A 26,794-nucleotide genomic window follows, 5' to 3' on the forward strand; every position below is an offset into this window, starting at 1 on the left:
TAAACTTCAGTACTAAGTGATCAATCACTTGCCCTAATATGTATAGCTTCGTTCCGATAGGGGCGTATTATACGCAGTTTCAGGGAGGGGTCAAGGGGTTTGTGGGGTTTATTTAATAATTAAGCAAATTTCTTGTGAAATGCTACCACCATGACAGTGTTTTGCTCTACAAAACGTACCTTTGGGTATTTATTTTAACTTTTTTGATAGCACTGTCTTTTAACATTCACTTTATAAAATAAAAAAATACTCAACTTTAAGTAGAAAACAATACTTTTAAAGTTGGAAATTGCCATACTTTCTACGTTGAAGTGATAAGGAGAATTTCTAAAGTTAGCATTTAGCAAAAGAAAGTGCTATAAATCTTTCTTAAATACCTTTGTTGTGCAAAAACCTCTTTCAAATAATTAAAAGCAGCTTTTAGGATATATAAGGTTGTTTAATGAAAAGCAAGTCCTAAAAAACAGTGTCAACTTCTTTGGAGTAAAGCATGACCGCTTGAACTGCGAAGCGGCATCTCTCAGACCTTTTTCATCACCAGCGTTTTATATAGCTCCCTAAAGCCCCAAATCCCGCACAAAGAAAATCCCCCGTCTAGATAACTAGTCGGGGGTTTTCTAGGAATAGAGAGCTGACGATGACCTACTCTCACATGGGCGGACCCACACTACCATTGGCGCGACGATGTTTCACTTCTGAGTTCGGGAAGGGATCAGGTGGGGCCATCGTGCTATTGTCGTCAGCAAAGGGGGTTAGATATGAGTCTGTTATTTTTATTGTTTGACGTCAAGATATTATCTATTGGTCGATCAACTTGTAACCTAACTGAATCAAGGTTAAAGGTGATATCGAAATATTACTTTCTATGTTATAGCATAAAGCTATACAAGATAGATTAATTAGAGCTTTCATACAAACCACTTGGGTGTTGTATGGTCAAGCCAAACGAGCAATTAGTACAGGTTAGCTACACACATCGCTGTGCTTCCACACCCTGCCTATCAACGTCGTAGTCTTCAACGGCTCTTTAGGGAAATCTTATCTTGAGGTGGGCTTCCCGCTTAGATGCTTTCAGCGGTTATCCCATCCGAACGTAGCTACCGGGCAATGCCACTGGCGTGACAACCCGAACACCAGAGGTTCGTCCACTCTGGTCCTCTCGTACTAGGAGCAGATCCTCTCAAATTTCCAACGCCCACGGTAGATAGGGACCGAACTGTCTCACGACGTTCTAAACCCAGCTCGCGTACCTCTTTAAATGGCGAACAGCCATACCCTTAGGACCTGCTTCAGCCCTAGGATGAGATGAGCCGACATCGAGGTGCCAAACACCGCCGTCGATATGAACTCTTGGGCGGTATCAGCCTGTTATCCCCAGAGTACCTTTTATCCGTTGAGCGATGGCCCTTCCATACAGAACCACCGGATCACTAAGACCTACTTTCGTACCTGCTCGACTTGTGGGTCTCGCAGTTAAGCGCGCTTTTGCCTTTATACTCTATGAACGATTTCCGACCGTTCTGAGCGCACCTTCGTACTCCTCCGTTACTCTTTAGGAGGAGACCGCCCCAGTCAAACTACCCACCATACATTGTCCTCGGTATTGTTATACCTGAGTTAGAACCCCGACATGACCAGGGTGGTATTTCAAGATTGGCTCCACAAACACTAGCGTGTCTGCTTCAAAGCCTCCCACCTATCCTGCACAAGTCAGGTCAAAGTTCAATGTAAAGCTGTAGTAAAGGTTCACGGGGTCTTTCCGTCTAGCCGCGGGTACACAGCATCTTCACTGCGATTTCGATTTCACTGAGTCTCTGCTGGAGACAGCGCTGCCATCATTATGCCATTCGTGCAGGTCAGAACTTACCTGACAAGGAATTTCGCTACCTTAGGACCGTTATAGTTACGGCCGCCGTTTACTGGGGCTTCGATCAAGAGCTTCGCTTACGCTAACCCCATCAATTAACCTTCCAGCACCGGGCAGGCATCACACCCTATACGTCCACTTTCGTGTTTGCAGAGTGCTGTGTTTTTAATAAACAGTTGCAGCAGCCTGGTATCTGCGACTGCCAACAGCTCAAGGAGCAAGTCCTATCACCATCGGCAGCGTACCTTCTCCCGAAGTTACGGTACCATTTTGCCTAGTTCCTTCAGCAGAGTTCTCTCAAGCGCCTTGGTATTCTCTACCTGATCACCTGTGTCGGTTTAGGGTACGATTCGTTTATAACTATTGCTTAGAAGCTTTTCCTGGAAGCATGGTATTTGCCACTTCGCTGTACAAGTACAGCTTGCTATCAGATCTCAGTATAATGACAGTCCGGATTTGCCTAAACTGTCTACCTACATCCTTCCACCTGGACAACCAACGCCAGGCTGGCATAACCTACTCCGTCCCTCCATCGCATTATAAACAAGTATTGGAATATTAACCAATTTCCCATCGACTACGCCTTTCGGCCTCGCCTTAGGGGTCGACTCACCCAGCCCCGATTAACGTTGGACTGGAACCCTTGATCTTCCGGCGTGCGAGCTTTTCACTCGCATTATCGTTACTCACGTCAGCATTCGCTCTTGTGATACCTCCAGCATGCCTTACGACACACCTTCACAGGCTTACACAACGCTCCCCTACCACTTGAAAACAAATTCAAATCCGCAGCTTCGGCTCCTAGTTTGAGCCCCGTTACATCTTCCGCGCAGGCCGACTCGACTAGTGAGCTATTACGCTTTCTTTAAAGGATGGCTGCTTCTAAGCCAACCTCCTAGCTGTCTATGCCTTCCCACCTCGTTTCCCACTTAACTAGGAATTTGGGGCCTTAGCTGGCGGTCTGGGTTGTTTCCCTCTCCACAATGGACGTTAGCACCCACTGTGTGTCTCCCGGATATCACTCATCGGTATTCGGAGTTTGCATCGGTTTGGTAAGTCGGTATGACCCCCTAGCCGAAACAGTGCTCTACCCCCAATGGTGTTCGTCCGAGGCGCTACCTAAATAGCTTTCGGGGAGAACCAGCTATCACCGAGTTTGATTAGCCTTTCACCCCTATCCACAAGTCATCCCCTGGCTTTTCAACGACAGTGGGTTCGGTCCTCCGGTGCCTGTTACGGCACTTTCAACCTGCTCATGGATAGATCACTCGGTTTCGGGTCTATGCCCTGCAACTAAACGCCCTATTAAGACTCGGTTTCCCTACGGCTCCCCTAAACGGTTAACCTTGCTACAGAACATAAGTCGCTGACCCATTATACAAAAGGTACGCGGTCACCCTAATAAATTAAGGCTCCCACTGCTTGTACGCACACGGTTTCAGGTTCTATTTCACTCCCCTCACAGGGGTTCTTTTCGCCTTTCCCTCACGGTACTGGTTCACTATCGGTCAGTCAGGAGTATTTAGCCTTGGAGGATGGTCCCCCCATCTTCAGACAGGATTTCTCGTGTCCCGCCCTACTTAATATGTTAACGCTAATGTTTCGAATACAGGACTATCACCTACTACGGTCAGCTTTCCCACGCTGTTCTTCTACATTAGCATTAATCGGCTTCTCCCCGTTCGCTCGCCGCTACTTGGGGAATCTCATTTGATGTCTATTCCTAAGGGTACTGAGATGTTTCACTTCCCCTCGTTCGCTTCTTGTACAAGTACAAGATACCTACCTTATGGTAGGTGGGTTTCCCCATTCAGAAATCTCCGGATCACAGGATATTGCCGCCTCCCCGAAGCTTATCGCAGGCTGTCACGTCTTTCATCGCCTCTGACTGCCAAGGCATCCACCATGTGCGCTTCATTACTTGACCATACAACCCCAAGTAGTCTTGATCTATAAATAGATCTTAACTTCTAAGTGCTATATAAGTCTAATTATGATAACGATATCACCTATGTTTATACGCTTGATTCAGTTCTCTTTACTTTTTTAATAACTCACTACTGGGATAACAACTGATGTCGTTAAGTAGTGAGTTATTAAGGTTAGGAACAACGCGTGAACACGTGTTCCTAACCCAGACTCATATCTATGTTTTTAAATAGTTTCTATGCTCTCATCGAGTCACAGATTCTGTATAAAACAGAAGTAAATAATCAGTTACAATCATTTAATTCTGTTTATGCTTATTTTATATATTTACTATCGTATTTATTATGGTGGAGCCAAACGGAGTCGAACCGTTGACCTCCTGCGTGCAAGGCAGGCGCTCTACCAACTGAGCTATGGCCCCGTATATAATAATGGTAGGCCTGGGCAGACTTGAACTGCCGACCCCCGCGTTATCAACACGGTGCTCTAACCAGCTGAGCTACAGGCCTGTGTCTGCCTGTAAAGGCAAAGCGCTAATAATAAATACTAGCTAAACTAAAGAACAACTTGTTGTGAATTCTTGCTGACCGAATGCGTCTATAAGGAGGTGATCCAGCCGCAGGTTCCCCTACGGCTACCTTGTTACGACTTCACCCCAGTCATCAACCACACCGTGGTGAACGCCTTCCCGAAGGTTAAGCTATCCACTTCTGGTGCAATCAACTCCCATGGTGTGACGGGCGGTGTGTACAAGGCCCGGGAACGTATTCACCGCGGCATTCTGATCCGCGATTACTAGCGATTCCTACTTCATGGAGTCGAGTTGCAGACTCCAATCCGGACTACGATAGGCTTTTTGAGATTCGCATCACATCGCTGTGTAGCTGCCCTCTGTACCTACCATTGTAGCACGTGTGTAGCCCTGGTCGTAAGGGCCATGATGACTTGACGTCGTCCCCGCCTTCCTCCAGTTTGTCACTGGCAGTATCCTTAGAGTTCCCGGCTTAACCCGCTGGTAACTAAGGACAAGGGTTGCGCTCGTTGCGGGACTTAACCCAACATCTCACGACACGAGCTGACGACAGCCATGCAGCACCTGTATTCTAATTCCCGAAGGCACTCCCGCATCTCTGCAGGATTCTAGATATGTCAAGACCAGGTAAGGTTCTTCGCGTTGCATCGAATTAAACCACATGCTCCACCGCTTGTGCGGGCCCCCGTCAATTCATTTGAGTTTTAACCTTGCGGCCGTACTCCCCAGGCGGTCTACTTATTGCGTTAGCTGCGTCACTAAGTCCTCAAGGGACCCAACGACTAGTAGACATCGTTTACGGCGTGGACTACCAGGGTATCTAATCCTGTTTGCTACCCACGCTTTCGAGCCTCAGTGTCAGTATTATGCCAGAAGGCTGCCTTCGCCATCGGTATTCCTCCAGATCTCTACGCATTTCACCGCTACACCTGGAATTCTACCTTCCTCTCACATACTCTAGCTCAACAGTATCAGATGCAGTTCCCAGGTTGAGCCCGGGGATTTCACATCTGACTTATCGAGCCACCTACGCTCCCTTTACGCCCAGTAATTCCGATTAACGCTTGCACCCTCTGTATTACCGCGGCTGCTGGCACAGAGTTAGCCGGTGCTTATTCTGCAGCTAATGTCATCGTCCATGGGTATTAACCATGGAGTCTTCTTCACTGCTTAAAGTGCTTTACAACCAAAAGGCCTTCTTCACACACGCGGCATGGCTGGATCAGGGTTTCCCCCATTGTCCAATATTCCCCACTGCTGCCTCCCGTAGGAGTCCGGGCCGTGTCTCAGTCCCGGTGTGGCTGATCATCCTCTCAGACCAGCTACAGATCGTCGCCATGGTAGGCCTTTACCCCACCATCTAGCTAATCCGACTTAGGCTCATCTAATAGCGAGAGCAACAAGTTGCCCCCTTTCTCCCGTAGGTCGTATGCGGTATTAATTCGAGTTTCCCCGAGCTATCCCCCACTACTAGGTAGATTCCTAAGTATTACTCACCCGTCCGCCGCTCGTCATCTTCTAGCAAGCTAGAAATGTTACCGCTCGACTTGCATGTGTTAAGCCTGCCGCCAGCGTTCAATCTGAGCCATGATCAAACTCTTCAGTTTAATCTTGCTATGTAACCCTTTAAAGAGGCTACTAAACTTGGCTCATCTAATCTGGCAAAATCGCTAAAAATTATGTTCGTAATGAATTAACTTTGAGTTTTTTTACTGTCTTAAATGATAATTTTTATAGTTAGCATTCTCTCGAAAAGAGAGTCAACCAACTTTATTTTTATGCATTCTGAATCAGCAAAAATCCACACAAGTTGTTCTTTAGTTATGCTTTTAAATAGTATCACTCTACTGTCGTCCAGTAGATGATGTTCTTGCTAATCAGTCTAAGCCATTTGCTTATCTTGTTTAGCGAGCTGACTAGTATATCACAATGAAATAGTCTGTCAACCCTTTATTCTAATTCGTTTCAACGGGTTATCTGGGTTATAAGTTTGTTAACTTATTTGCCAGCTTCCTTTGCTGAGGTGCGTATTATAGACGCTTTTAATAGATTGTCAAGAACTTATTTTTTAATTGGTGTTAAAGTAAATGTAAACTCTAATGCCAATCTCGCTAAACTTCAGTACTAAGTGATCAATCACTTGCCCTAATATGTATAGCTTCGTTCCGATAGGGGCGTATTATACGCAGTTTCAGGGAGGGGTCAAGGGGTTATTCTAAATGTTTATCATATTGGTTTGGTTGGATATGAATACTAGATAGGTTTCAATGAGTTAGCTTTAAAATTAAATTCTAGCTTATTATTTATAGTCGCTAAATATTAATTACCGACTGATCCTTATCATCTCTTTCTCAGAGCCTCATCGCCTTCCAAGCTTTTATCTTGTCGTTGCTTTATTATGCTGCCCCTATTCAACCGTGTATCTAAAACGGCTTATTATCTTAACGATAGCTTATCCCCATTCATAATTGTGGTAGTTCACAAGGTGTTGATAACTGTATTCATAGCACCTATATATGCATGCATTCCATATGGTTGCTATTTATATATGCATATATATAGGTAGAACGACTATTTAATCTAATTTATAAGAGTACGAAGCTATGCACTGTTCCTTGCCATCTAGTGTTAATAAACAGTTTTTGCTATAATAGTGGCTTTTATGACTTTACTTAATGGCACTTCTCGTTGACCTTACCTAAAAGGTAGCTTTTCTGAGATTTTAGCGATTCGATTATAGCTATTAGATTTTCATTAGTCATGACGCTATATGAACCTGAGCTTAGTGCTCTTAAGTAGTGCATATCTCTTACAACATATCACAGTGCTGGATATAATTGACGTAGTCCTACGGTTATATGATTGATGGTTGCAATCATCACTGCCAACGGACGCAAAAAGGTGAATAGATTATGGTAGCGATTACTTTACCCGATGGTAGCGTAAAAAACTTCGAAGGCAATACAACAGTCATGGAAGTGGCACAAAGTATTGGGGCAGGACTTGCTAAAGCGACCGTCGCTGGACGTGTGGATGGTCATTTAGTGGATGCGCACGACCCTATCGTTGCTGATGCTAAAGTCGAGATTGTAACGCCAAGAGATGATGACGGTGTCGATATCATTCGCCATTCTTGTGCCCACTTATTAGGTCACGCCGTCAAACAGCTATATCCTGATGTGAAGATGGTCATTGGTCCAGTTATCGATGATGGCTTTTATTATGACATCTATAGTGAAACGCCGTTTACACCTGAACACATGGAAAAAATCGAAAAGCGCATGATGGAGCTCATTAAGCAAGATTATGACGTTATTAAGAAGATGACGCCACGCGCTGAAGTGATTAAAATCTTTGAAGAGCGTGGTGAAGATTATAAGCTTAAGCTGATTAACGATATGCCAGGTGAAGAAGCCTTTGGTCTCTATCATCATCAAGAATATGTCGATATGTGCCGTGGTCCGCATGTACCAAACACTAGATTCTTAAAAGTCTTTAAACTAACCAAAATGTCAGGTGCCTATTGGCGTGGCGATGCAAAAAATGAACAGCTGCAGCGTATCTATGGTACGGCGTGGGCGGATAAAAAAGATCTAAAAGCTTATATTCAGCGCATTGAAGAAGCTGAAAAACGTGACCATCGCAAGATTGGTAAAGCGCTTAATCTATTCCATATGCAAGAGCAAGCACCGGGTATGGTTTTTTGGCATGCCAATGGTTGGACGATTTATCAAGTACTTGAGCAATATATGCGTAAAGTACAACATGATAATGGCTATGAAGAAATTAAAACGCCACAAATCGTCGATCGTAGCTTGTGGGAGCGTTCAGGTCACTGGGGAAATTATGCGACCAACATGTTTACCACGTCTAGCGAAAACCGTGATTATGCGGTGAAGCCGATGAACTGTCCTTGTCACGTACAAGTATTTAACCAAGGCTTAAAGTCTTACCGTGAATTGCCATTACGTATGGCAGAATTTGGCTCGTGTCACCGTAACGAACCTTCAGGATCATTGCATGGCTTGATGCGTGTACGTGGTTTTACGCAAGATGATGCCCATATCTTCTGTACGCAAGCGCAGATTCAACAAGAAGTCGCTGATTTTATTAAGCTGACGCTTGCTGTTTATGAAGACTTTGGTTTTGATAATATCATTATGAAACTCTCAACCCGTCCTGAAAAACGTGTTGGTAGCGATGAGTCTTGGGATTTTGCAGAAAAAGCATTGGCTGATGCGCTTGATAGCTCAGGGCTTGATTGGGCTTATCTACCAGGTGAAGGCGCATTTTACGGTCCAAAGATTGAATTTAGTCTCAAAGACTCATTAGGTCGCGTATGGCAATGCGGTACTATTCAGGTCGATCCTAATATGCCTGAGCGTCTTGATGCCGAATTCGTCAATGAGCAAAACGAGCGCGAAGTGCCCATTATGTTGCACCGTGCCATTTTAGGTTCATTTGAGCGCTTCATCGGTATTTTGATTGAAAACTATGCCGGTTGGATGCCAGTATGGCTGGCGCCGCAACAAGTGGTGGTGATGAATATCACGGATAAACAAGCAGAAACCTGCGAAAATGTCGTTAGTGACTTGAAAAAAGCAGGCTTACGCGCCATTAGCGACTTGCGTAACGAAAAGATTGGATTTAAGATACGAGAGAAAACATTAGAACGTATTCCCTATATGCTAGTATTAGGGGATAAAGAAGTCGAATCAGGCAGCGTCAACGTCCGAACCCGCGAAGGCGAAAATCTAGGCGTGATGAGTGTCCCTGAATTTATCACATTAGTAGAGACAGCTGTCGCCGAAAAAGGCAGACAGACACCAAAAACAGATCAGGAGTAATACCTATTAAACAGTCAAACCGTTTGAACATCAATGAAGATATCAGTGCCAAAGAAGTCCGTCTGGTTAAAGAAGATGGCGAACAAATGGGCGTGGTCGATATCGAAACCGCGATGAAAGCGGCACGTGAAGACAGTCTAGATTTGGTCGAATTGGTTCCCGAAGCCAAACCGCCTGTATGCAAAATCATGGATTATAAGCATTTCCTCTATGATCAAAAGCAAAAGGCGAAAGAAGCTAAGAAAAACCAAAAGCAGACTCAGCTGAAAGAGATGAAGCTACGTCCTAGCACCGAAGAAGCGGATTATCAGGTTAAACTGAGAAAAATCGTTAGCTTCTTAGAAGATCAAGACAAAGTTAAAATTAGCATCCGTTTCCGCGGACGTGAAATGGCGCACCAAGAAATTGGTCGCAAACAACTTGATCGTATCATTGAAGATACTGCTGATATCTCAAACGTCGAACAGTACCCTAAGATGGAAGGTCGTCAAATGGGTATGCTGTTAGGTCCTACTAAGAAAAAATAGTCTGTTAGATAGACTGCGATTAGTGGTGACTGTTAGTCTATATAGATATTTATAATCTTAACCATCAATATACTGCGGAATATTGATGGTTTTTTAGTATGCAAGCTTATAAACACACTCAGTTTAAAATAAAATAATCAGCTTAAAATAAGAAAATACGTTCAAAGTTGCGTTTATAGCAACGTGCTAGTGCCGTCAATTATAGCAACGTGCTAGTGCCATCAATTTTTCTTACTTACTACTTGCAGGTATAACAAACGCTGCAAAAAATCCCTAGCAGTAATACTGTATGACTTGTAAACATATGAAGCCTACGCTGCTTTACAAAACCCATCTTCTCAAGCTTTTCATTACACGGTAATCTAAAGATCTGTTTTGTCCCTCTTAATAATAATTCGAATAAAAACGATTAAGCAAATAAAAATAACGTATAGCCATCCATCTATTAATACTCTTGGCAAAAAATGCTCTGGGTAAAAAATACAAACTCTTTTAGACATTATAGGAAACTCCATGCAAGAATTGACCCCACCCGAAAATACCTCTACACCAAGTATCACTCTGACTGCGCCTGCAGCGGTTAAAGAAGTACAAAAAAGCGAAGCCGATCAGATGGTTAAATTGGATGAAAGTCATATTCCAGAACTTGATGCCAAGGTTGATGCCTTTGTCGATCATGTGATCAACAATTCGGTGCACAGCTCTGAGTTTAAACAAAACGTCCAATCTATCCATAACCTGGGTAATAAAGAAATTCGTGAATCAGCACAAGTGTCTAACCGGATGCTAGAGTTGCCCGCTAAAAGCTTGAACGATAGCTTATTTGATAACTCCCCTATTGCTAAGTCATTGACTGAACTACGCGGTATCGTAGAAGATTTAGACCCCAGTAAAAAAGAGCTGACCAGCTCACGTAAGCTGTTCGGTCTCATCCCATTTGGTAATAAAGTACAAGACTACTTTCGCCAATACGAGTCAGCGCAATCCCATATCAATGCGGTCGTGACAAGTCTTTATAATGGTAAGGATGAGCTGCTCAAAGACAATGCCATGATCGAGCAAGAAAAAGTTAATATGTGGGAGTTGATGCAGTCTATTCGTCAATATGTCTATGTTGGCAAGAAAATCGATGAGCAGCTAGAACAAAAGGTTTATGCAATAGAAGCGACTGACCCTGAAAAAGCGCGTATTATCAAAGAAGAGATGCTATTTTATGTTCGCCAAAAAAATACAGATTTTTTGACGCAATTGGCTGTGAACGTCCAAGGTTATTTGGCGCTTGATACCATTCGTAGAAATAACTTAGAGCTGATTAAAGGGGTTGATCGTGCGACCACGACTACTGTATCGGCATTACGGACGGCGGTAATTGTTGCTCAAGCCATGACCAATCAGAAACTTGTCCTTGATCAAATTACGGCTTTAAACAAAACTACCAGCAGTTTAATTGAATCGACCTCGGCGATGCTAAAACGCCAATCGGGCGAGATTCATGAGCAAGCGACCAGCAGCACCATTGAGCTTGATAAATTACAAAATGCCTTCAATAATGTCTATGATACGATGGATATGATTAGTAATTATAAACTTGAAGCGCTAGAAAATATGAAGCAAACGGTAAATACGTTGACCACAGAAGTGGATAAAGCACAAAAGTATTTAGATAAGTCGAATCAGACTACGGTACTTGAAGTCTCAAAAGAGTTGGATACTAAGAAAATTACGGATAAATCCGGCTCTATTGATATCTAAAATACAGCGGTTACTTTTATTATTGAAGATAACCGTTACCTGCTATCGGACGCACATAAGATAATTGACGCAAGATATTACAGCGTTGTTCGTGTTAAGATAGTCCTTATTAATAATTTAAAACAGATACGGTACTTTATGAGTTGGAATGATCCAAACGCCTCGGCTGAAGCCCAAAAATACATTAACCCTGTTCCTAGTCGTGAGCTGATATTGAGCACGATTACAGAGCAAGGTGAATTGACGCATCAACAGCTGGCAAAAGTTTTTAATATCACTGATCCTGATCAATTTGATGCTTTAGGCAATCGCCTCAAAGCGATGGTTCGTGATGGACAGGTCAATCGCGATGGTCGTCCTTATCGCTTTCGTACAGTGACGCAGCACGATGTCGTTAGAGGCACAGTGTCTGCTCACCCTAAAGGCTTTGGCTTTGTATTATTAGCTGATATGCCCGATTTATTCTTGCATGAAAAACAAATGCGCTGGGTGTTTAATGGCGACATAGTTGATGCGATCGGTACGTCAACCGACAACCGTGGTCGCATGGAAGGCCGTATTGTCGACGTGACTGAACGTCATCAAAACCACTTTATCGGTACACTTGCTCAAGATGAAGATGGTTATTGTGTGGAGCTCGGTAGCCCTAACAATCATCAACCGATTACCGTTACTGAAGATAATGTACAAACACTGGGCGCAAAAATTGGTAGTCCAGTAAAAGTGGATGTCATCGATTGGCCGAATCAGCATGAGTTTGCCACGGGTAAAATCACTGAATTGCTCAACGATGACAATGATCGCGAGCTGATTATTGAGACCACACTACTCAACTACGATATTCCTTCTGAATTTAGCGAAGCGGCACTCAAACAAGCCAATGATTATCGCGAGCCCAGTGGCAAAGACTTAAAAGGTCGTACTGATTTACGTGAATTGCCATTGGTTACGATTGATGGCGCAGATGCACGTGATTTTGATGATGCCGTATTTGCTGAAAAACGTAGTGGTGGTAACTATCGCGTTTTAGTCGCTATCGCTGATGTCAGTCATTATGTCACCCCAAATTCTCCACTGGATTTAGATGCTTTCGAGCGTGGTACTTCAGTATATTTCCCGCATCGTGTGATTCCGATGTTGCCTGAAGTACTATCAAACGGTCTGTGTTCATTGAACCCTAACGTCGATCGCTTATGTATGGTTGCCGACATTAAAATCTCTCGTGCAGGTAAAGTCACTGGTTATGACTTTTATCCAGCGGTGATGAATTCACAGGCGCGCTTAACATATGATCAAGTGAATGATTATCTGGCCAATCCAAAAGACAGTAGTATTCCTAAGTCATTAACCGAAAATAAAGAGGTCAAAAAGTCGGTCGATACGCTACATCAATTGTATGAGTTACTGCTTAAAAAGCGTGAAGAACGTCATGCGATGGAGTTTGAGACTGTCGAGACTTATATCGAGTTCAACGAAAAAGGTGGTATCGCTGCTATCTTGCCACGTACTCGTGGTGATGCGCATAAGTTGATTGAAGAGTGTATGTTGCTTGCCAATACGTCTGCTGCAAACTTTGCCCTAAAAAACGAGCTGCCTGTTTTATATCGTAACCATGATAAACCTGATGGCGAAAAGTCGATGCGTATTCATGAATACGCTAAAAACTTTGGTCTAAGCTTCCCAGAAGAAAGCCCAACCCAAGCAGATTATCAGCGCATTATCGAAGCGACTAAAGACCGTCCTGACGCGATTAGCATCCATAGCATGTTACTGCGCTCGATGATGCAAGCCAATTATTCACCTGACAATATCGGTCACTTTGGTTTGGCTTATGACGAATATAGCCACTTTACCTCGCCTATCCGCCGTTACCCTGATTTAATGCTACATCGTGCCATTAAGGCAAAGGTGACCAATAGCCCGCAGCCAGTAATGGAATTCTCTTTAGAGGGAGCTGGGACGCAAACGTCAGATACTGAGCGCCGTGCTGAAAAAGCATCACGTTATGTAGAATCATGGCTCAAATGTCATTATATGAAAGACCATGTCGGCGAAGAGTTCGAGGGTGTTGTTACTACGGTTACAAGCTTTGGTTTATTTGTCACATTGACTGACCTTTATATCGATGGTTTGGTACACATCTCTAATGTGGGCAATGACTTCTTTGTCTATGACGAACAGCAGCAGCAGCTTGTCGGTAAAGACAAAGGTACGTTATTTGGATTGGGTGATTCAGTCAAAGTCAAAGTAGCTGGCGTGAATATGGATCTGCTGCAAATTGACTTCGATTTAAAAGAAAAACTGCAAGCAAGCAAAATGAATCAAAGCAAAGCGAATCCAGCCAAGAAAAGCCCAGCTAAGAAAACAAGCAGTCGCAACAATAAAGGCGCTAGCAAGAAAAGCTAGATTTGACTAAAAATCTTACCGTAAAAAAGGCTAACGTTATCGTTAGCCTTTTTTATGCTCAGTAGTTTATAACAACTGCTTAAATTATTACTGGGCATTGCTCATCTGGTCTAGACGTTCCTTGTCCGCTTGCTGTGCTTGATCTATCTTGCTAGTAGCATTATCAAGGATGGCTTTTGGCTGCTGACCTAAAGGTTGGTTTGCGATACTTTCTGATCCAGCTGATTGCGTAGTAGCATCCGTTGAAACAGTGGCTGGCGCTGGCACGTTGCTATCAACTACCGCGGTTCTATTGTCCTCATCACGGCTACTATTCATCATATTAAAACCGATTAATATAACAAAACCTGCTAATGCAAAAATAATTAGGTGTTTCATTTCCATAGGTAGCTTCTCGTATATTTAGATAATTATTGATCTATATACGTTCTATGCATTTTCTATGCCGAGTTTTTAAACTTATCTTTAAAATTACTCTTGCGGGCTACTATTACTCAATAAATCGGTCTCATCTGAACTTTCAGCAATTTCTTGTTCGACTTTTTCCATTAGCTTTTTATCAGGACGTGAGTCAAGAATATCTTCAGCAGCATCACCCTGTAAAATATGCTTAGCACGCGCTTTAGCCTGTGTTTTATCTTTGCCATCCATCGTCGTTTTTTCAGCTTGAGAAGGACTTACCGGTATAGGCGCAGCGGGCGCTACTATAATTTCAGAACTGCTATTCAGAGCTTTGCTGTCACTTGGTAAATTTGCAAGCATCTTTTCTAACTTATGATTAAAGCGTAATCGATAAATAGGTTCAGGTAAGCTGAAGCCTGCATTCTCGAGAGCGTGCTTGGCCTCACGAATCGCGATACTGCGCGCTTTAGAAAAGTCTGTTTCTAACTGGTTGACCCATATTTTAAATTCAAGGATGATATTAGAGTCGCCAACCTCTTTGATAGTTGCAATGGCTTTAGGCTTATCTAAGACAAAATCTAATTGACGTATCTCATCAATCGCCACCTTAATTGCTGCCATTGGGTCGTCATTGGCATCCACGCCCAATTCAAAAGAGAAACGGCGTTCAGGGTTTTTAGTATAATTTAAAATTGTACTTTTAAAGACTTCGGCGTTAGGAATACGTAGCTGGTTACCATCTAAGGTCATTAAAATAGTCGCCCGTGAAGTCAGACGTACTACAATTCCTTCTTTGCCATTAATCACAATGTGATCACGCGCGCGAAATGGTTGGCGAATACTGAGCATTAAAGAGGCAATATAGTTCTCAATGGTATCTTTGACCGCAAAACCGACCGCAATACCAATCACCCCTGCACCGCCAAGCAGCGTACCTAAGATAGTCTCTGCGCCGACTAGACTTAACGCTAAGATAAGGCCAAAAACGATGAATATCACTTTAACCGTTTGTGCCAATAGCTCAGCCACAAATGGATTGGGCGTCAGACGTTGCCACATCTTTTGCCGGTTAGACAACCAACTACCAAACCAAGTCACAAACGCGAATAAAATAATACCTACCACTAATAAAGGTAAGGCTTTGATTAGATTTCTAGTTTGAGCCTTGAGACCCTGATACACCGTGGAGACATTATCTTGCACATCAAGTGTTCGATTAATCCTATCTTCTACCGTCACTACATCTGTCAGACGATTGGTTAGATTAATGGCTTGCTGGGCTTTTTTCTCATTGGGGGTTTCACCGCTTAAAGTAACCACACCTTGGGTAACGCTGACATTGATCGCTTGTAAGCCTTCAATCTCTGAAAAAATACCACTGATACGTTGACGAATATCCTTGTCTTTTAGCAGGGTTGGTGTGGTTTCAATTTGCGCATTGTTGCTACTCTCACCGCTGATCGTTGGTAAGGATAAAGTATCTACTGCCTCAACAGGCAATATATTAACGGTTGCTGGAGGATCTGAAGGTAAAACGTTTGAAGATGAAATATCTGAAGAATTGGTAACACTGTTATTGGTAACACTGCTAGTAGTGGCTTTTGTATCACTATTAACGGTGCTACTAGCATCTAATGCATTCGTTTCATCTACCAAACTCTCATTAGCAGCATTTTCAACAGCAGCATATACCGGTAAAGTACCAGTGATGCTTAATAGCAACAGCAGCTGACCCCAAAACTTTAGGCGCTTGCGCAACATTGGGTGGTCAAAATAAGCTGCCATAAGCATCCTTGATGGTTATCAATTTATTTTGGGCATAGACAGTTTTACGAATAGATTATTTAAGGCTATTAACGGTCCAATTTATTTACGACTGTCTAAATAGTTTTGCGCTTCACCCAAATCTAAGGTGCCCTCGTAAATAGCGCGACCAGTAATGATACCTTCGATACAGTCGCCGTAAGGTTTTAGCAGTTCAATATCTTTCATATCAGTCACGCCACCGGAAGCAATAACTGGTAACCCGCCTTCACGTGCTAAGTTGACTGTTTGCTCGACATTGACGCCTTGCATCATGCCATCACGGTTAATATCAGTATAGACGATAGAAGAGACGCCAACATCAGCAAAGCGTTTAGCAAGCTCTGTGGCTTTGGTGTCGGTGACATTCGCCCAACCATGAGTAGCAACCAAACCGTCTTTGGCGTCGATACCAACGATAATATGTCCCGCAAATTCGCGGCAGGCTTCGGCAACAAACTCCGGATCTTCCACGGCTTTAGTACCGATAATGATATACGTCAAACCGGCAGTGATATATTGCTCAATAGTTTTCATATTGCGCACACCGCCGCCAAGCTGAATAGGCAGCTTAGGAAAAGCTTTGGCAATATCATTTACCACTTGCTTATGCACTGGAATACCATCAAATGCACCGTTTAAATCAACCAAATGCAACCGGCGCGCACCTTCTCTCACCCAACGTGCTGCCATCGCTACTGGGTCATCAGAAAATACCGTATCATCTTCCATACGGCCTTGTTTTAAGCGCACACACTTACCATCTTTTAAATCGATAGCTGGGATAATGACAGGGACAGCGCACATATAGCATTCCTTATAAAAAGCGATATTAATAATAAAAATACAATCAAGGTTTAAATGATAGTTGAAAAAACTGGTTAAGCAGTAACTTAATATAAATAGATTAGAATAACAAATTTAAAAAGATCGTCATGAAAAGTTTATTTAATAATAGAACCCGCACAAATACTGACAGAGTTATAGTCGACTCATTTTAAAAACGAGACAGGCTACTGCATGGCTTTTGGTAGCCCATGTCTAGCAAAGCACAAAGCGCGTGAGCAAAATTTATACTAGTAGCATCTAACTACTCATGTATCAATTTTATTTTGTATTGACTATCCCTGTAGACCTACAGAAAACAGACAATCATAACCATAAGTTTTAGCACGTAGAATCACTGGCAACATTAGGTAAATTCCATTACCAACTGGCAATTTTAGGTCAGTTTAGCGTATAATCCTAGGTAAATTTGTATTTGTGCGATAAAAGCCAATCGTCTGCTATCTATAGATGATTTCAATGAGAATAAGGTAGATGGCAGCGCAGCATTAACCACTCTGTCAAAATTTGTATTATCAGCTGCTGTTATTGAGCCATTAAATTTATCCTATAATCATAGGTCATTAAAAGGCGCTTAGATAGCTTTCACTAAGTATCAAAAGTCATTTATCTCTCATTCTTATTCAATCGAATGAATAGCGCTGTTTAAATCACATAAATATTATGAATTTTAAGATTTTAATAAATCGTATGGTAAAACTGTATTTTATCTAAAACCATCCTTTTAGGATGGCAGCAGATTTAAGCGTTTTAGTATACACCTTGGTAGCCAGTCGCCACTTTGGTCATTCGAATAAGACATTAACGTGTTGTTAAGGAGTCTAAGGTCAGCGTTAATACTCTTATAATAGTAGTCATGAAGTGTTATTTTTAGATCACCTTATCGCTGTCCTTTTATAGGATCTGATTGGGCTTTTTTATTGATGACGTTAGCATTCATGCTGCCGATATACCAAACAGGACGTCTGGTATCGTTTTAGACTATGGACTAAGTTTTCGCTTATGATTACCATCAAAAAAGGTTTGGATTTGCCCATCACCGGCGAACCCTCCCGCGAGATATCTGAGCACAGACCCGCATATGTGGCGCTTATTGGCTACGATTATGTAGGCATGAAGCCCACGATGAATGTCAAAGAAGGTGACATCGTAGCCAAAGGTCAGCCCGTTTTTGAAGATAAAAAACGAGTTGGCGTTATCTACACTGCCCCTGCTGCTGGCAAAGTCATCGCCATCAAACGCGGTGAACGCCGTGTGTTTGAAAGTCTTGTGATTCAGGTTGATCCAAACGGTGAAGAAGTCGATTTTCAGAGTTATGACTCCCAGCAACTTGCTGACTTAGATTCTGAAATCGTTGAAACTCAACTGCTTGCCTCTGGTGAATGGACCGCGTTCCGTACCCGTCCTTTTAGCCGCTCGCCTGACATAGGCGCCCGTCCGCACGCTATCTTTGTCACTGCGATGGATACCAATCCATTAGCCTTTGACCCGATGTTGCTGATTAATGAGCAACTGCAAGCGTTCAATGACGGACTTGCCGTATTATCTACCCTTAGCCCAAAGACCTTTGTCTGCCATCATGGTGATGCCCAGCTGACGCCAGTCGCGAAAACCGCTGCTAATAATGTCACTGAGTATCATAGCTTTACCGGCAAACATCCGGCAGGGCTTGCAGGCACGCACATTCACTTTTTGCATCCTATCGCACGCGGCGTAAGCGTCTGGACGATTGGCTACCAAGATGTGATTGCCATTGGTAAATTATTTACCACGGGTCGCTTATACACACGTCGCTTATTAAGCCTAGCTGGTCCTGCTGTTAAAAACCCGCATCTTATTGCCACAGAACGTGGTGCCGATATTACGGGTTTAACAAAAGGCGAGTTGGCTGACGGCGAGAACCGTGTGATTACAGGTTCAGTGCTATCTGGGCGTAAAGTGTTCGATAACATCGCTTATCTTGGGCGCTTTGATAATCAAATCAGTGTGCTTGCAGAAGGTCGTGAGCGTCCAGCGTTCCATTTCCTACAAGCGGGTAAAAATCGCTTCTCTAAATTGCCGATTTATATCTCACAGTTCTTTGGTAGTAAAAAGTATAACTTTACTACGACTACCAACGGTTCACCGCGAGCGATGGTGCCAATTGGGGTTTATGAAGAGATTATGCCGCAAGACTATCTGCCGACGCAGCTCATGCGTGCGCTGATTATCGAAGATATTATCACTGCGGTTGATTTAGGTGTGCTTGAGCTAGATGAAGAAGATGTGGCGCTATGCACCTTCGTTTCTCCTGGTAAATATGAATACGGTGACATTTTGCGTGATAACTTAACGCGCATTGAGCTGGAGGGCTAACCACGATGAAATTTTTACACAATATGTTCGATCGTATGGAGCCGTCTTTCACCAAGGGTGGCAAACACGAAAAATACTATGCCCTCTTTGAGATGTTTGATACGTTTTTACGTCAACCAAGCTCAACGACTTATGCCTCATCACACGTGCGCGATGGTATTGACCTGAAACGCATTATGATTACGGTATGGATGTGTACCTTCCCAGCGATGTTTTGGGGTATGTATAATATTGGTCATCAAGCACTGACTGCCATTGATAAACTTGGTCTACAACCTGAAGGCTGGCGTACCATTATTACCAGCATGGCAGGCTATAACCCAGAAAGCATTTGGGCAAGCTTTGTCTACGGGGCGATGCAGTTCTTACCGATTTATATCGTGACTTTTGCGGTCGGTATTCTCTGTGAGATTATATTCGCTGTGACGCGCGGACACGAAGTGAACGAAGGTTTCTTTGTCACCTCTGTGCTATTTGCACTATGTCTGCCACCAGACATTCCTTTATGGCAAGTTGCCTTAGGTATCATCTTTGGTGTTGTCGTTGCGAAAGAAGTATTCGGTGGTACTGGTAAGAACTTCCTTAACCCTGCCCTATCAGGTCGCGCGTTCTTATACTTTGCTTATCCTGCTTACATGTCAGGTGACTCAGTATGGACAGCGGTTGATGGTTTCTCAGGCGCAACGCCGCTTGGTTTAGCCGCACTTGGGGTTACACCAGATAAGTTCGTTGACGTTTATGGTCAAGCGATTACTTGGAGCGATGCCTTCTTTGGTAATCTTCAAGGCAGTATCGGTGAAGTCTCAACTCTTGCTATTTTAATGGGTGCCGTGGTTCTACTCTGGACGCGCATTGCCTCATGGCGCATTATGTTAGGCTGCGTGATTGGTCTAATTGCCACGTCATTAGTCTTTAATATGATTGGCTCTGAAAGCAACTCGATGATGAATATGCCATTCTACTGGCATTTAGTTGTCGGTGGATTTGCCTTTGGTGCGGTATTTATGGCAACCGATCCTGTGTCAGCTGCGCATACCAATAAAGGCCGCTGGGCTTATGGTATCTTGATTGGCTTTATGACAGTATTGATTCGCGTCATCAATCCAGCCTTCCCAGAAGGCATCATGCTTGCCATCCTATTTGCTAACTTATTTGCGCCATTGTTTGACTACTTTGTCACCCAAGCAAACATTAAACGCCAAACAGCACGGAGGCTTCGCCATGTCCAAGCCCAAAAGTAACCTTAAGCCTAAAAGCAACAACATGAAAACCATCATCGTAGCGTTGACGCTATGCTTGGTGTGTTCAGTATTGGTTGCAGCAGCAGCCGTTGGCTTGAAGCCAGCGCAAGTTGAAAATGCTAAATTGGATCGCAATAAGAACATCTTGGTCGCTGCTGGCATGTTTAATCCAGACACAGATACCAATGAAGATGTGGCTGAGCGTTTCAAAGACTTTAATGTTGAAATTGTCGACTTAAATAAAGGCAATTACTTAGATGACGAGGCCTTAAAAGCCGTTGGTATTGCCGATCGTAATACTTATGACGCCAGTCAAGCCACTAAGAATAAGGCATTGAGCGACGACTTAGGTGATAATGACCCTGCAAGTATTGGTCGTAAGCCTAAATACGTGAAAGTCTATGTCAAGAATGATGCTGCTGGAAAACCTGAGATGATCGTGTTACCGATTCAAGGCTATGGTCTTTGGGGCACAATCTACGGCTTCTTAACGCTTGAAGGCGATATGAATACCATCAAAGGTATCAGCTTTTATGAGCATAAAGAAACTCCAGGCTTAGGCGCTCGTATCGAAGAGCCAAAATGGCGTGCGATGTGGACTGGTATCCACTCTTATGACGAAAACGGTGATGTTGCTACTGGTGTTGCCACTTCAGGCTCAAAAGAGAATTGGGTCGATGGTATTAGTGGTGCGACTTTGACCAGTCGTGGTGTTAGTAACATGATTCAGTTTTGGCTAGGTGAGCAAGGTTATAAGCCTTATTTAGACTATCTACGTGAAGAAAGTGGTCAGACGATTGAAAGTACCGACACCAAAGCGAGTCAAAAGCATGCTCAGAAAGAGACGCATCCCGTAACCGAGCTGGCATCAATAGCACCAGCAACACACGGCAAGGAGGCTTAACGTGGCTGATACAAAAAGTATTTTAGTTTCCCCTATTTTTGATAACAACCCTATTGGCTTGCAAATATTGGGTATTTGTTCTGCATTGGCAGTGACCACTACCGTCGCTAATGCATTGGTTATGAGTGTGGCGTTGACTTTAGTAACGGCATTTTCAAGCTTCTTTATCTCTAGTATTCGTAAGCAAATCCCATCAAGCATCCGTATTATTGTACAGATGACGATTATTGCCTCCTTGGTTATTGTGGTCGATCAGATATTAAAAGCAGTCGCTTATGATGTCAGTAAAGGACTGTCGGTATTCGTTGGTTTGATTATCACCAACTGTATCGTGATGGGTCGCGCTGAAGCCTTTGCGATGAGTAATCCACCCGTACCAAGCTTTTTAGATGGTATTGGTAACGGTCTTGGCTACTCTGCCGTATTGCTATTTGTGGCCACTATTCGTGAAATATTGGGCTCAGGTAGCTGGTTTGGAATGACGCTATTACAACCGGCGACTGATGGCGGCTGGTATGTCCCTAATGGCTTATTATTATTACCACCTTCAGCGTTCTTTATTATTGCGTTGTTTATCGTCATTATCCGTACTTGGAAACCAGAACAGGTTGAAGATGCTGAATTTGTAATGAAGCCGCAGTCTAAAGGCATGGCACACGGAGGCGGTCACTAATGGGACATTATGTTAGTTTATTTATAACCTCAGTCTTTATTGAAAATATGGCACTAGCCTATTTCTTAGGCATGTGTACCTTTTTAGCGGTATCGAAAAAAGTATCTACCGCTATCGGTCTTGGGGTTGCTGTCGTTTTCGTTATGGCACTCACTGTACCGCTGAACAACTTATTGTTTCAGTTTATCCTTAAAGATGGTGCGCTAGCTTGGGCGGGTTTTCCTGATATTGACTTAAGCTTTTTAGGTCTGCTCAGTTATATTGGTCTCATTGCTGCTGTCGTACAGATTCTAGAGATGTTTTTGGATAAGTTTGTCCCGAGCCTATACAACGCGCTTGGGATCTTCTTACCACTAATTACCGTCAACTGTGCCATCTTGGGTGGCGTACTATTTATGGTTGAGCGTGACTACAACTTTAGTGAATCTGTGGTATATGGTGCTGGTGCTGGTTTTGGTTGGGCACTTGCCATTACCGTATTGGCTGGTATCCGTGAAAAGCTTAAATACTCAGACATTCCAGCGCCGCTACAAGGCCTTGGTATTACCTTTATTACGGTTGGTCTGATGTCGCTAGGCTTTATGTCATTCGGTGGCATGTCGATTTAAGCGTTTGTTTATATAAAGGCTTATTTATCTAAGTGCTTTTTTTAAGACTTAGTTAAGTAGTCATTTATTTAAAAACATATGTTTAAAACCATACTCAGTTATTTGACCTAATTAATTCATTTATTCGGTAGAGATTCGGGGCAGTTTATATGAACCCGCATCCCTACCCCATAGATTAAGGATACCTATCATGGATTATGCTACGGCGATTGGTGGCGTTGCTATGTTTACCTTGATCATCATGGGTCTCGTCGCCATTATTTTGGCGGCGCGCTCAAGACTGGTCAGCTCAGGCGATGTGACCATTCACATCAACGATAATCCCGACAACGACGTGGTAACAGCAGCAGGCGGTAAGCTACTACAAACTCTTGCTAGTGAAGGTATATTTTTATCTTCAGCATGTGGTGGTGGTGGTACTTGTGCGCAGTGTCGCTGCCGTGTTATTGAAGGCGGTGGTTCTATTTTGGCTACTGAAGAAGGCTACTTTACTCAAGGCGAGATTCGCGATCATATGCGCCTTGCTTGTCAGGTATCTGTTAAGCAAGATATGAAAATTGAGATTGACCCTGAATTTTTTGATGTACAAAAATGGGAATGTGAAGTTATCTCTAATGATAACGTTGCTACTTTTATTAAAGAATTGGTGCTTAAAATTCCAGATGGCGAAGAAGTTAACTTCCGTGCTGGTGGTTATGTACAGTTAGAAGCGCCACCGCATGAAGTACATTATAAAGACTTCGATATTGCTGAAGAATATCAAGAAGATTGGAATAACTTTGGCATCTTTAAGTATGTGTCAAAAGTTGATGAGCCCGTTATTCGTGCCTATTCAATGGCCAACTATCCGGATGAAAAAGGCTTAATTAAGTTTAACATTCGTATCGCTAGTCCACCACCACGTGGCCCTGATGGTATTCCACCAGGTAAAATGTCTTCGTGGACGTTTAGCTTGAAGCCTGGCGATAAAGTGACCGTATCAGGTCCTTATGGCGAATTCTTCGCCAAAAAGACTGAAGCTGAAATGATCTTTGTCGGTGGTGGTGCCGGTATGGCACCGATGCGCTCACACATCTTTGATCAGCTGAAACGCTTGAACTCTGATCGTAAGATTAGTTTTTGGTACGGTGCGCGCTCTATTCGTGAGATGTTCTATGTTGAAGATTACGATCAACTAGAAGCGGAATTTGCTAACTTTGAATGGCATGTGGCTTTGTCTGATCCACTTCCTGAAGACAATTGGGATGGCTATACAGGCTTTATCCATAACGTCTTGTTAGAAGAGTATCTGAAAGACCATCCAAACCCAGAAGACTGTGAATACTACATGTGCGGGCCGCCGATGATGAACGCGGCGGTTATCGATATGTTGCATAGTTTAGGCGTGGAAGATGAAAACATTATGCTTGATGACTTTGGTGGTTAAGCTCCCTCATTAAGCAAACACGATTAACTTGATAATATATGCTAAATTAAGAGTCTCAATTGAGGCTCTTTTTTTATGGGCTAAATAATAGCAATAATAGGTTAACAAGAAAGGATTCTTATGAAAACCAAATACAAAGACTTGACCATTTGGATAACAGGCGCATCAAGTGGCATCGGCGAAGCACTAGCATTAGAATTTTCTAAACGCGGGGCTAGAATTATTTTAAGCGGTCGTAATAATGACAAGCTAGAGGCCGTTAAAAAACGCTGCAAACATTCAGACAAACATATCGTTGTGCCTTTTGATATTGCTGATGCCGAACAAGTAAAACAAGCCTATCAAGCGGTGACAGCGCAAGCAGGAAAAATCGATTGGTTGATTAACAATGCTGGCGTCAGTCAACGCTCGCTAATCATGGACACAACTGAGGAAGTCGAGCGTCAATTGATGGAGATAGACTACTTTGCACAGACTCGACTGAGCAGATTGGTGTTGCCAGATATGATTGCTCAAAATGGCGGTAAAATAGTCATGATATCTAGTATAGCCGGCCTACTCGGTTCGCAATATCGTGGAGCATATGGTGCAGCCAAAGCAGCTATCCATATGTGGGCAAATAGCCTGCGCGCTGAATTGCACGATCAAGGGATAGAGGTAGCAACGGTATTCCCAGGATTTATTCAAACTAATGTCTCTATCAATGCGTTAACTGCCGATGGTAGCGCGCAAGGCACTATGGATGATGCTACCAATAAGGGCTTAACCGCTACTGCATTTGCTAAGCAAGTCCGTAAAGCATTAATGAAAGGTGAGGAATATATTATTATCGGTGGTCAAAAAGAAAAGCTTGCGATGATGGTCAATCGATTATCGCCACCCAAGCTTTACAAAATGATTCGTGCAGCTCAAGTAAAATAAATCTAGCGCGTGAGTATCAATGACTTGAGCTTATGAATTGGCGTTATAGTTACTAAAGGGTGTAAAATAGGCACGCCTTATATAAAGCGCCTCTCACTTCTTTGCCATAAAAGCTATTATGATTCATATGAAAAAACCAATAATGCAACAATCAGCCCCACTCTTATTATCTAGCAAATCGATAAACACGACCTTATTACCCGTTATTGCCATAAGCGCTGTAATCGGTCTTAGCGCTTGCCAACAACCGCCAGATTATAACAATCTAAGCGGTGAAACGATGGGCACCAGCTACCATATTAGCTATCAGTTGCCCAAAGGTGCTGATGAGGTCGCCATACAAGCTGCTATCGATGCGCGCTTACAACAGATTAATGACAGTATGTCGACCTATCAAAACGACGCGACTATCTCAAAGTTTAATCGCTTAGCGAAAGACACACCGATTATTATTGATGCTGATTTTAGCCATGTGTTAGAAGTCTCACGGCAGGTCTATCAACAATCGGATGGTGCATTTGATCCTACTGTTATGCCGTTAATAGATACGTGGGGCTTTGGTAGCACAATGACCGTTGAACGTTTGCAAAGTCCACCGAGTGCGGCTGAAATAGCTAAAGCGCTTGCCTTAGTCGACTTTGAAGGCGTCATTCAAAAAGACAATACCATTTATAAAACTAAAGATGGAATCGGCTTAGATTTTTCGGCAGTGGCTAAAGGTTATGGCGTTGACGTTATCGCTGATGTGCTCAAAAACAACTATCAAATTCGCAACTATATGGTTGAGATTGGCGGTGAAGTAGCGTCATCAGGCGTTAGCGCGCAACAGCAACCGTGGCAAATTGCCATTGATGCACCAATAGAAGGCAGTACGGTCAGCGAGCGCCAAACGATTGCAGCTATTCGTCAACCGATAAATAATGATAATAAGATGCATCTGGCGACTTCAGGAAACTATCGCAATTCAATCATATTTGATGGCAAGCATTATAGCCATACTATCGATCCTACAACGGGTGAGCCAATTGTTGGTGGCGCACCATCAGTAACTGTCGCTGCAGATTCAGTCGCACTTGCCGATGCTTGGGCAACCGCATTAACGGCGATGCCCTATGCAAAAGCGTTGGCGACTGCTGAAAAACAAAATATAGCTGCGTTATTTGTTATATTGGCTAAAGGTGTCAAAGTAGACGATGCTGCTGACAATCTTGACGATTGGCAAATAGTGCAAAGCACGGCTATGCAGAAAATGCGCGCTGATAAAAAACCTTAGTTTCAAAAGCGATAAGCTTTCAACAATACAGCATTGAGACGACTGCTAAGCACAAACCGACAACGCAAAATTTTGCTATACTATTAATAAGTTATCATATAGATGAAGTGTTATCTTACTGATGACAGTCCTATTTTTTAAACGTGAGGTTTCCTCCATGCTTAGCCAACTACTGCCCATGCTCGCTATCACCTTTACCGTATTCATGCTGTTTTTTATCTTTATGGGTATCGGTTATATGGTCCAAAAAAAACCACTTAGAGGGTCTTGTGGTGGTGTCGCTAAATTGATGGGCAATGAAAAATGCTCATACTGTGGCGACGATCCCAATAAATGCGACTCACTTATCGCTGAACAACAAGAAAATGCGCTTAAAGCAGCTCAATTAGGTAAGTCGGTATAAACGTCCCATTTATTACCATACGCTGGTAGTATTTACCCATCATTTGTTCTTATAATAGCGTCAAGTGTTTTGAAAGTGA

General features: G+C 43.1%; 16 protein-coding genes, 2 tRNA genes and 3 rRNA genes. 13 read left to right on the plus strand and 8 right to left on the minus strand.

From position 1 onward, the window contains the following. Positions 1–629: 629 nt before the first annotated feature. From rrf to DABAL43B_RS13700, 5 genes are all read right to left on the minus strand, one after another. Positions 630–744, minus strand: a 5S ribosomal RNA gene (gene rrf, locus DABAL43B_RS13680). Between the two features lie 188 nt (positions 745–932). Beyond that, positions 933–3,794, minus strand: a 23S ribosomal RNA gene (locus DABAL43B_RS13685). A gap of 347 nt (positions 3,795–4,141) precedes the next feature. Continuing rightward, positions 4,142–4,217, minus strand: a tRNA-Ala gene (locus DABAL43B_RS13690). Between the two features lie 11 nt (positions 4,218–4,228). After that, positions 4,229–4,305: transfer RNA gene (locus tag DABAL43B_RS13695), tRNA-Ile, on the minus strand. 91 nt (positions 4,306–4,396) lie between these two features. Then, positions 4,397–5,935: ribosomal RNA gene (locus tag DABAL43B_RS13700) — 16S ribosomal RNA — on the minus strand. The 16S, 23S and 5S rRNA genes sit together here with 2 tRNA genes alongside, the layout of an rRNA operon. A gap of 1,305 nt (positions 5,936–7,240) precedes the next feature. On the opposite strand from DABAL43B_RS13700, the gene thrS reads away from it, so the two are divergent. From thrS to rnr, 4 genes are all read left to right on the plus strand, one after another. Then, positions 7,241–9,175 carry a threonine--tRNA ligase gene (gene thrS, locus DABAL43B_RS13705; protein WP_079692897.1) on the plus strand — a complete coding sequence of 645 codons (1,935 nt, stop codon included), beginning with the start codon at positions 7,241–7,243 and terminating at the stop codon, positions 9,173–9,175. 23 nt (positions 9,176–9,198) lie between these two features. Further along, a complete protein-coding gene (gene infC, locus DABAL43B_RS13710; protein ID WP_079692898.1) occupies positions 9,199–9,702 on the plus strand; it encodes a translation initiation factor IF-3 in 504 nt (167 codons plus the stop codon). A 513-nt stretch (positions 9,703–10,215) separates the two neighbouring features. Continuing rightward, positions 10,216–11,454 carry a toxic anion resistance protein gene (locus tag DABAL43B_RS13715; protein ID WP_079692899.1) on the plus strand — a complete coding sequence of 413 codons (1,239 nt, stop codon included), beginning with the start codon at positions 10,216–10,218 and terminating at the stop codon, positions 11,452–11,454. 138 nt (positions 11,455–11,592) lie between these two features. Then, positions 11,593–13,860, plus strand: a complete 2,268-nt coding sequence (rnr, locus tag DABAL43B_RS13720; protein WP_079692900.1) for a ribonuclease R — start codon at positions 11,593–11,595, stop codon at positions 13,858–13,860. Positions 13,861–13,947: 87 nt separating this feature from the next. Here the strand turns inward: rnr and DABAL43B_RS13725 are convergent, their stop codons facing one another. The 3 genes from DABAL43B_RS13725 to hisA all read right to left on the minus strand — a co-directional run bounded on the left by DABAL43B_RS13725 (position 13,948) and on the right by hisA (position 16,872). Then, a complete protein-coding gene (locus tag DABAL43B_RS13725; protein WP_079692901.1) occupies positions 13,948–14,244 on the minus strand; it encodes a hypothetical protein in 297 nt (98 codons plus the stop codon). An 87-nt stretch (positions 14,245–14,331) separates the two neighbouring features. Continuing rightward, the gene (locus DABAL43B_RS13730) at positions 14,332–16,047 is read right to left on the minus strand and encodes a mechanosensitive ion channel family protein (RefSeq protein ID WP_079692902.1); all 1,716 of its coding nucleotides are present in this window, start codon (positions 16,045–16,047) and stop codon (positions 14,332–14,334) included. Between the two features lie 81 nt (positions 16,048–16,128). Then, complete coding sequence (hisA, locus tag DABAL43B_RS13735) at positions 16,129–16,872, minus strand: 1-(5-phosphoribosyl)-5-[(5-phosphoribosylamino)methylideneamino]imidazole-4-carboxamide isomerase (RefSeq protein ID WP_079692903.1); 744 nt, start codon at positions 16,870–16,872, stop codon at positions 16,129–16,131. A 1,041-nt stretch (positions 16,873–17,913) separates the two neighbouring features. Here hisA and DABAL43B_RS13740 point away from each other — a divergent pair. The 9 genes from DABAL43B_RS13740 (at position 17,914) to nqrM (ending at position 26,715) form a co-directional block, all read left to right on the plus strand. Then, entirely contained in the window at positions 17,914–19,266 is a 1,353-nt protein-coding gene (locus tag DABAL43B_RS13740) for a Na(+)-translocating NADH-quinone reductase subunit A (RefSeq protein WP_079692904.1), read from the plus strand. A 5-nt stretch (positions 19,267–19,271) separates the two neighbouring features. Beyond that, the gene (locus DABAL43B_RS13745) at positions 19,272–20,507 is read left to right on the plus strand and encodes an NADH:ubiquinone reductase (Na(+)-transporting) subunit B (RefSeq protein WP_079692905.1); all 1,236 of its coding nucleotides are present in this window, start codon (positions 19,272–19,274) and stop codon (positions 20,505–20,507) included. Beyond that, on the plus strand, positions 20,488–21,411 hold the full coding sequence (locus DABAL43B_RS13750) for a Na(+)-translocating NADH-quinone reductase subunit C (protein ID WP_079692906.1): 924 nt from the start codon (positions 20,488–20,490) through the stop codon (positions 21,409–21,411). The genes DABAL43B_RS13745 and DABAL43B_RS13750 overlap by 20 nt, the downstream gene beginning before the upstream one ends. 1 nt (position 21,412) lies before the next feature. Further along, a complete protein-coding gene (locus tag DABAL43B_RS13755) occupies positions 21,413–22,084 on the plus strand; it encodes an NADH:ubiquinone reductase (Na(+)-transporting) subunit D (protein ID WP_079692907.1) in 672 nt (223 codons plus the stop codon). Next, on the plus strand, positions 22,084–22,692 hold the full coding sequence (gene nqrE / locus DABAL43B_RS13760; RefSeq protein ID WP_079692908.1) for an NADH:ubiquinone reductase (Na(+)-transporting) subunit E: 609 nt from the start codon (positions 22,084–22,086) through the stop codon (positions 22,690–22,692). Before DABAL43B_RS13755 ends, nqrE begins: the two co-directional genes overlap by 1 nt. A 190-nt stretch (positions 22,693–22,882) precedes the next feature. Then, the gene (gene nqrF, locus DABAL43B_RS13765; RefSeq protein ID WP_079692909.1) at positions 22,883–24,118 is read left to right on the plus strand and encodes an NADH:ubiquinone reductase (Na(+)-transporting) subunit F; all 1,236 of its coding nucleotides are present in this window, start codon (positions 22,883–22,885) and stop codon (positions 24,116–24,118) included. 120 nt (positions 24,119–24,238) lie between these two features. Then, positions 24,239–25,039, plus strand: coding sequence for an SDR family NAD(P)-dependent oxidoreductase (locus tag DABAL43B_RS13770; protein WP_079692910.1), 801 nt, complete (start codon positions 24,239–24,241; stop codon positions 25,037–25,039). A gap of 142 nt (positions 25,040–25,181) precedes the next feature. Beyond that, complete coding sequence (locus tag DABAL43B_RS13775; RefSeq protein ID WP_413771818.1) at positions 25,182–26,312, plus strand: FAD:protein FMN transferase; 1,131 nt, start codon at positions 25,182–25,184, stop codon at positions 26,310–26,312. A gap of 157 nt (positions 26,313–26,469) precedes the next feature. Continuing rightward, positions 26,470–26,715, plus strand: coding sequence for a (Na+)-NQR maturation NqrM (gene nqrM, locus DABAL43B_RS13780; RefSeq protein WP_079692912.1), 246 nt, complete (start codon positions 26,470–26,472; stop codon positions 26,713–26,715). The last annotated feature ends 79 nt before the right edge of the window (positions 26,716–26,794 follow it).

It is taken from the genome of Psychrobacter sp. DAB_AL43B (assembly GCF_900168255.1).
Classification (GTDB): Bacteria; Pseudomonadota; Gammaproteobacteria; order Pseudomonadales; family Moraxellaceae; genus Psychrobacter.

Coding starts and splice junctions, on each gene's coding strand:
- thrS (WP_079692897.1), top strand. CDS start 7,241: ATGGTAGCGATTACTTTACCCGATGGTAGCGTAAAAAACTTCGAAGGC.
- DABAL43B_RS13715 (WP_079692899.1), top strand. CDS start 10,216: ATGCAAGAATTGACCCCACCCGAAAATACCTCTACACCAAGTATCACT.
- rnr (WP_079692900.1), top strand. CDS start 11,593: ATGAGTTGGAATGATCCAAACGCCTCGGCTGAAGCCCAAAAATACATT.
- DABAL43B_RS13725 (WP_079692901.1), bottom strand. CDS start 14,244: ATGGAAATGAAACACCTAATTATTTTTGCATTAGCAGGTTTTGTTATA.
- DABAL43B_RS13730 (WP_079692902.1), bottom strand. CDS start 16,047: ATGGCAGCTTATTTTGACCACCCAATGTTGCGCAAGCGCCTAAAGTTT.
- hisA (WP_079692903.1), bottom strand. CDS start 16,872: ATGTGCGCTGTCCCTGTCATTATCCCAGCTATCGATTTAAAAGATGGT.
- DABAL43B_RS13740 (WP_079692904.1), top strand. CDS start 17,914: ATGATTACCATCAAAAAAGGTTTGGATTTGCCCATCACCGGCGAACCC.
- DABAL43B_RS13745 (WP_079692905.1), top strand. CDS start 19,272: ATGAAATTTTTACACAATATGTTCGATCGTATGGAGCCGTCTTTCACC.
- DABAL43B_RS13750 (WP_079692906.1), top strand. CDS start 20,488: ATGTCCAAGCCCAAAAGTAACCTTAAGCCTAAAAGCAACAACATGAAA.
- nqrE (WP_079692908.1), top strand. CDS start 22,084: ATGGGACATTATGTTAGTTTATTTATAACCTCAGTCTTTATTGAAAAT.
- nqrF (WP_079692909.1), top strand. CDS start 22,883: ATGGATTATGCTACGGCGATTGGTGGCGTTGCTATGTTTACCTTGATC.
- DABAL43B_RS13770 (WP_079692910.1), top strand. CDS start 24,239: ATGAAAACCAAATACAAAGACTTGACCATTTGGATAACAGGCGCATCA.
- DABAL43B_RS13775 (WP_413771818.1), top strand. CDS start 25,182: ATGCAACAATCAGCCCCACTCTTATTATCTAGCAAATCGATAAACACG.
- nqrM (WP_079692912.1), top strand. CDS start 26,470: ATGCTTAGCCAACTACTGCCCATGCTCGCTATCACCTTTACCGTATTC.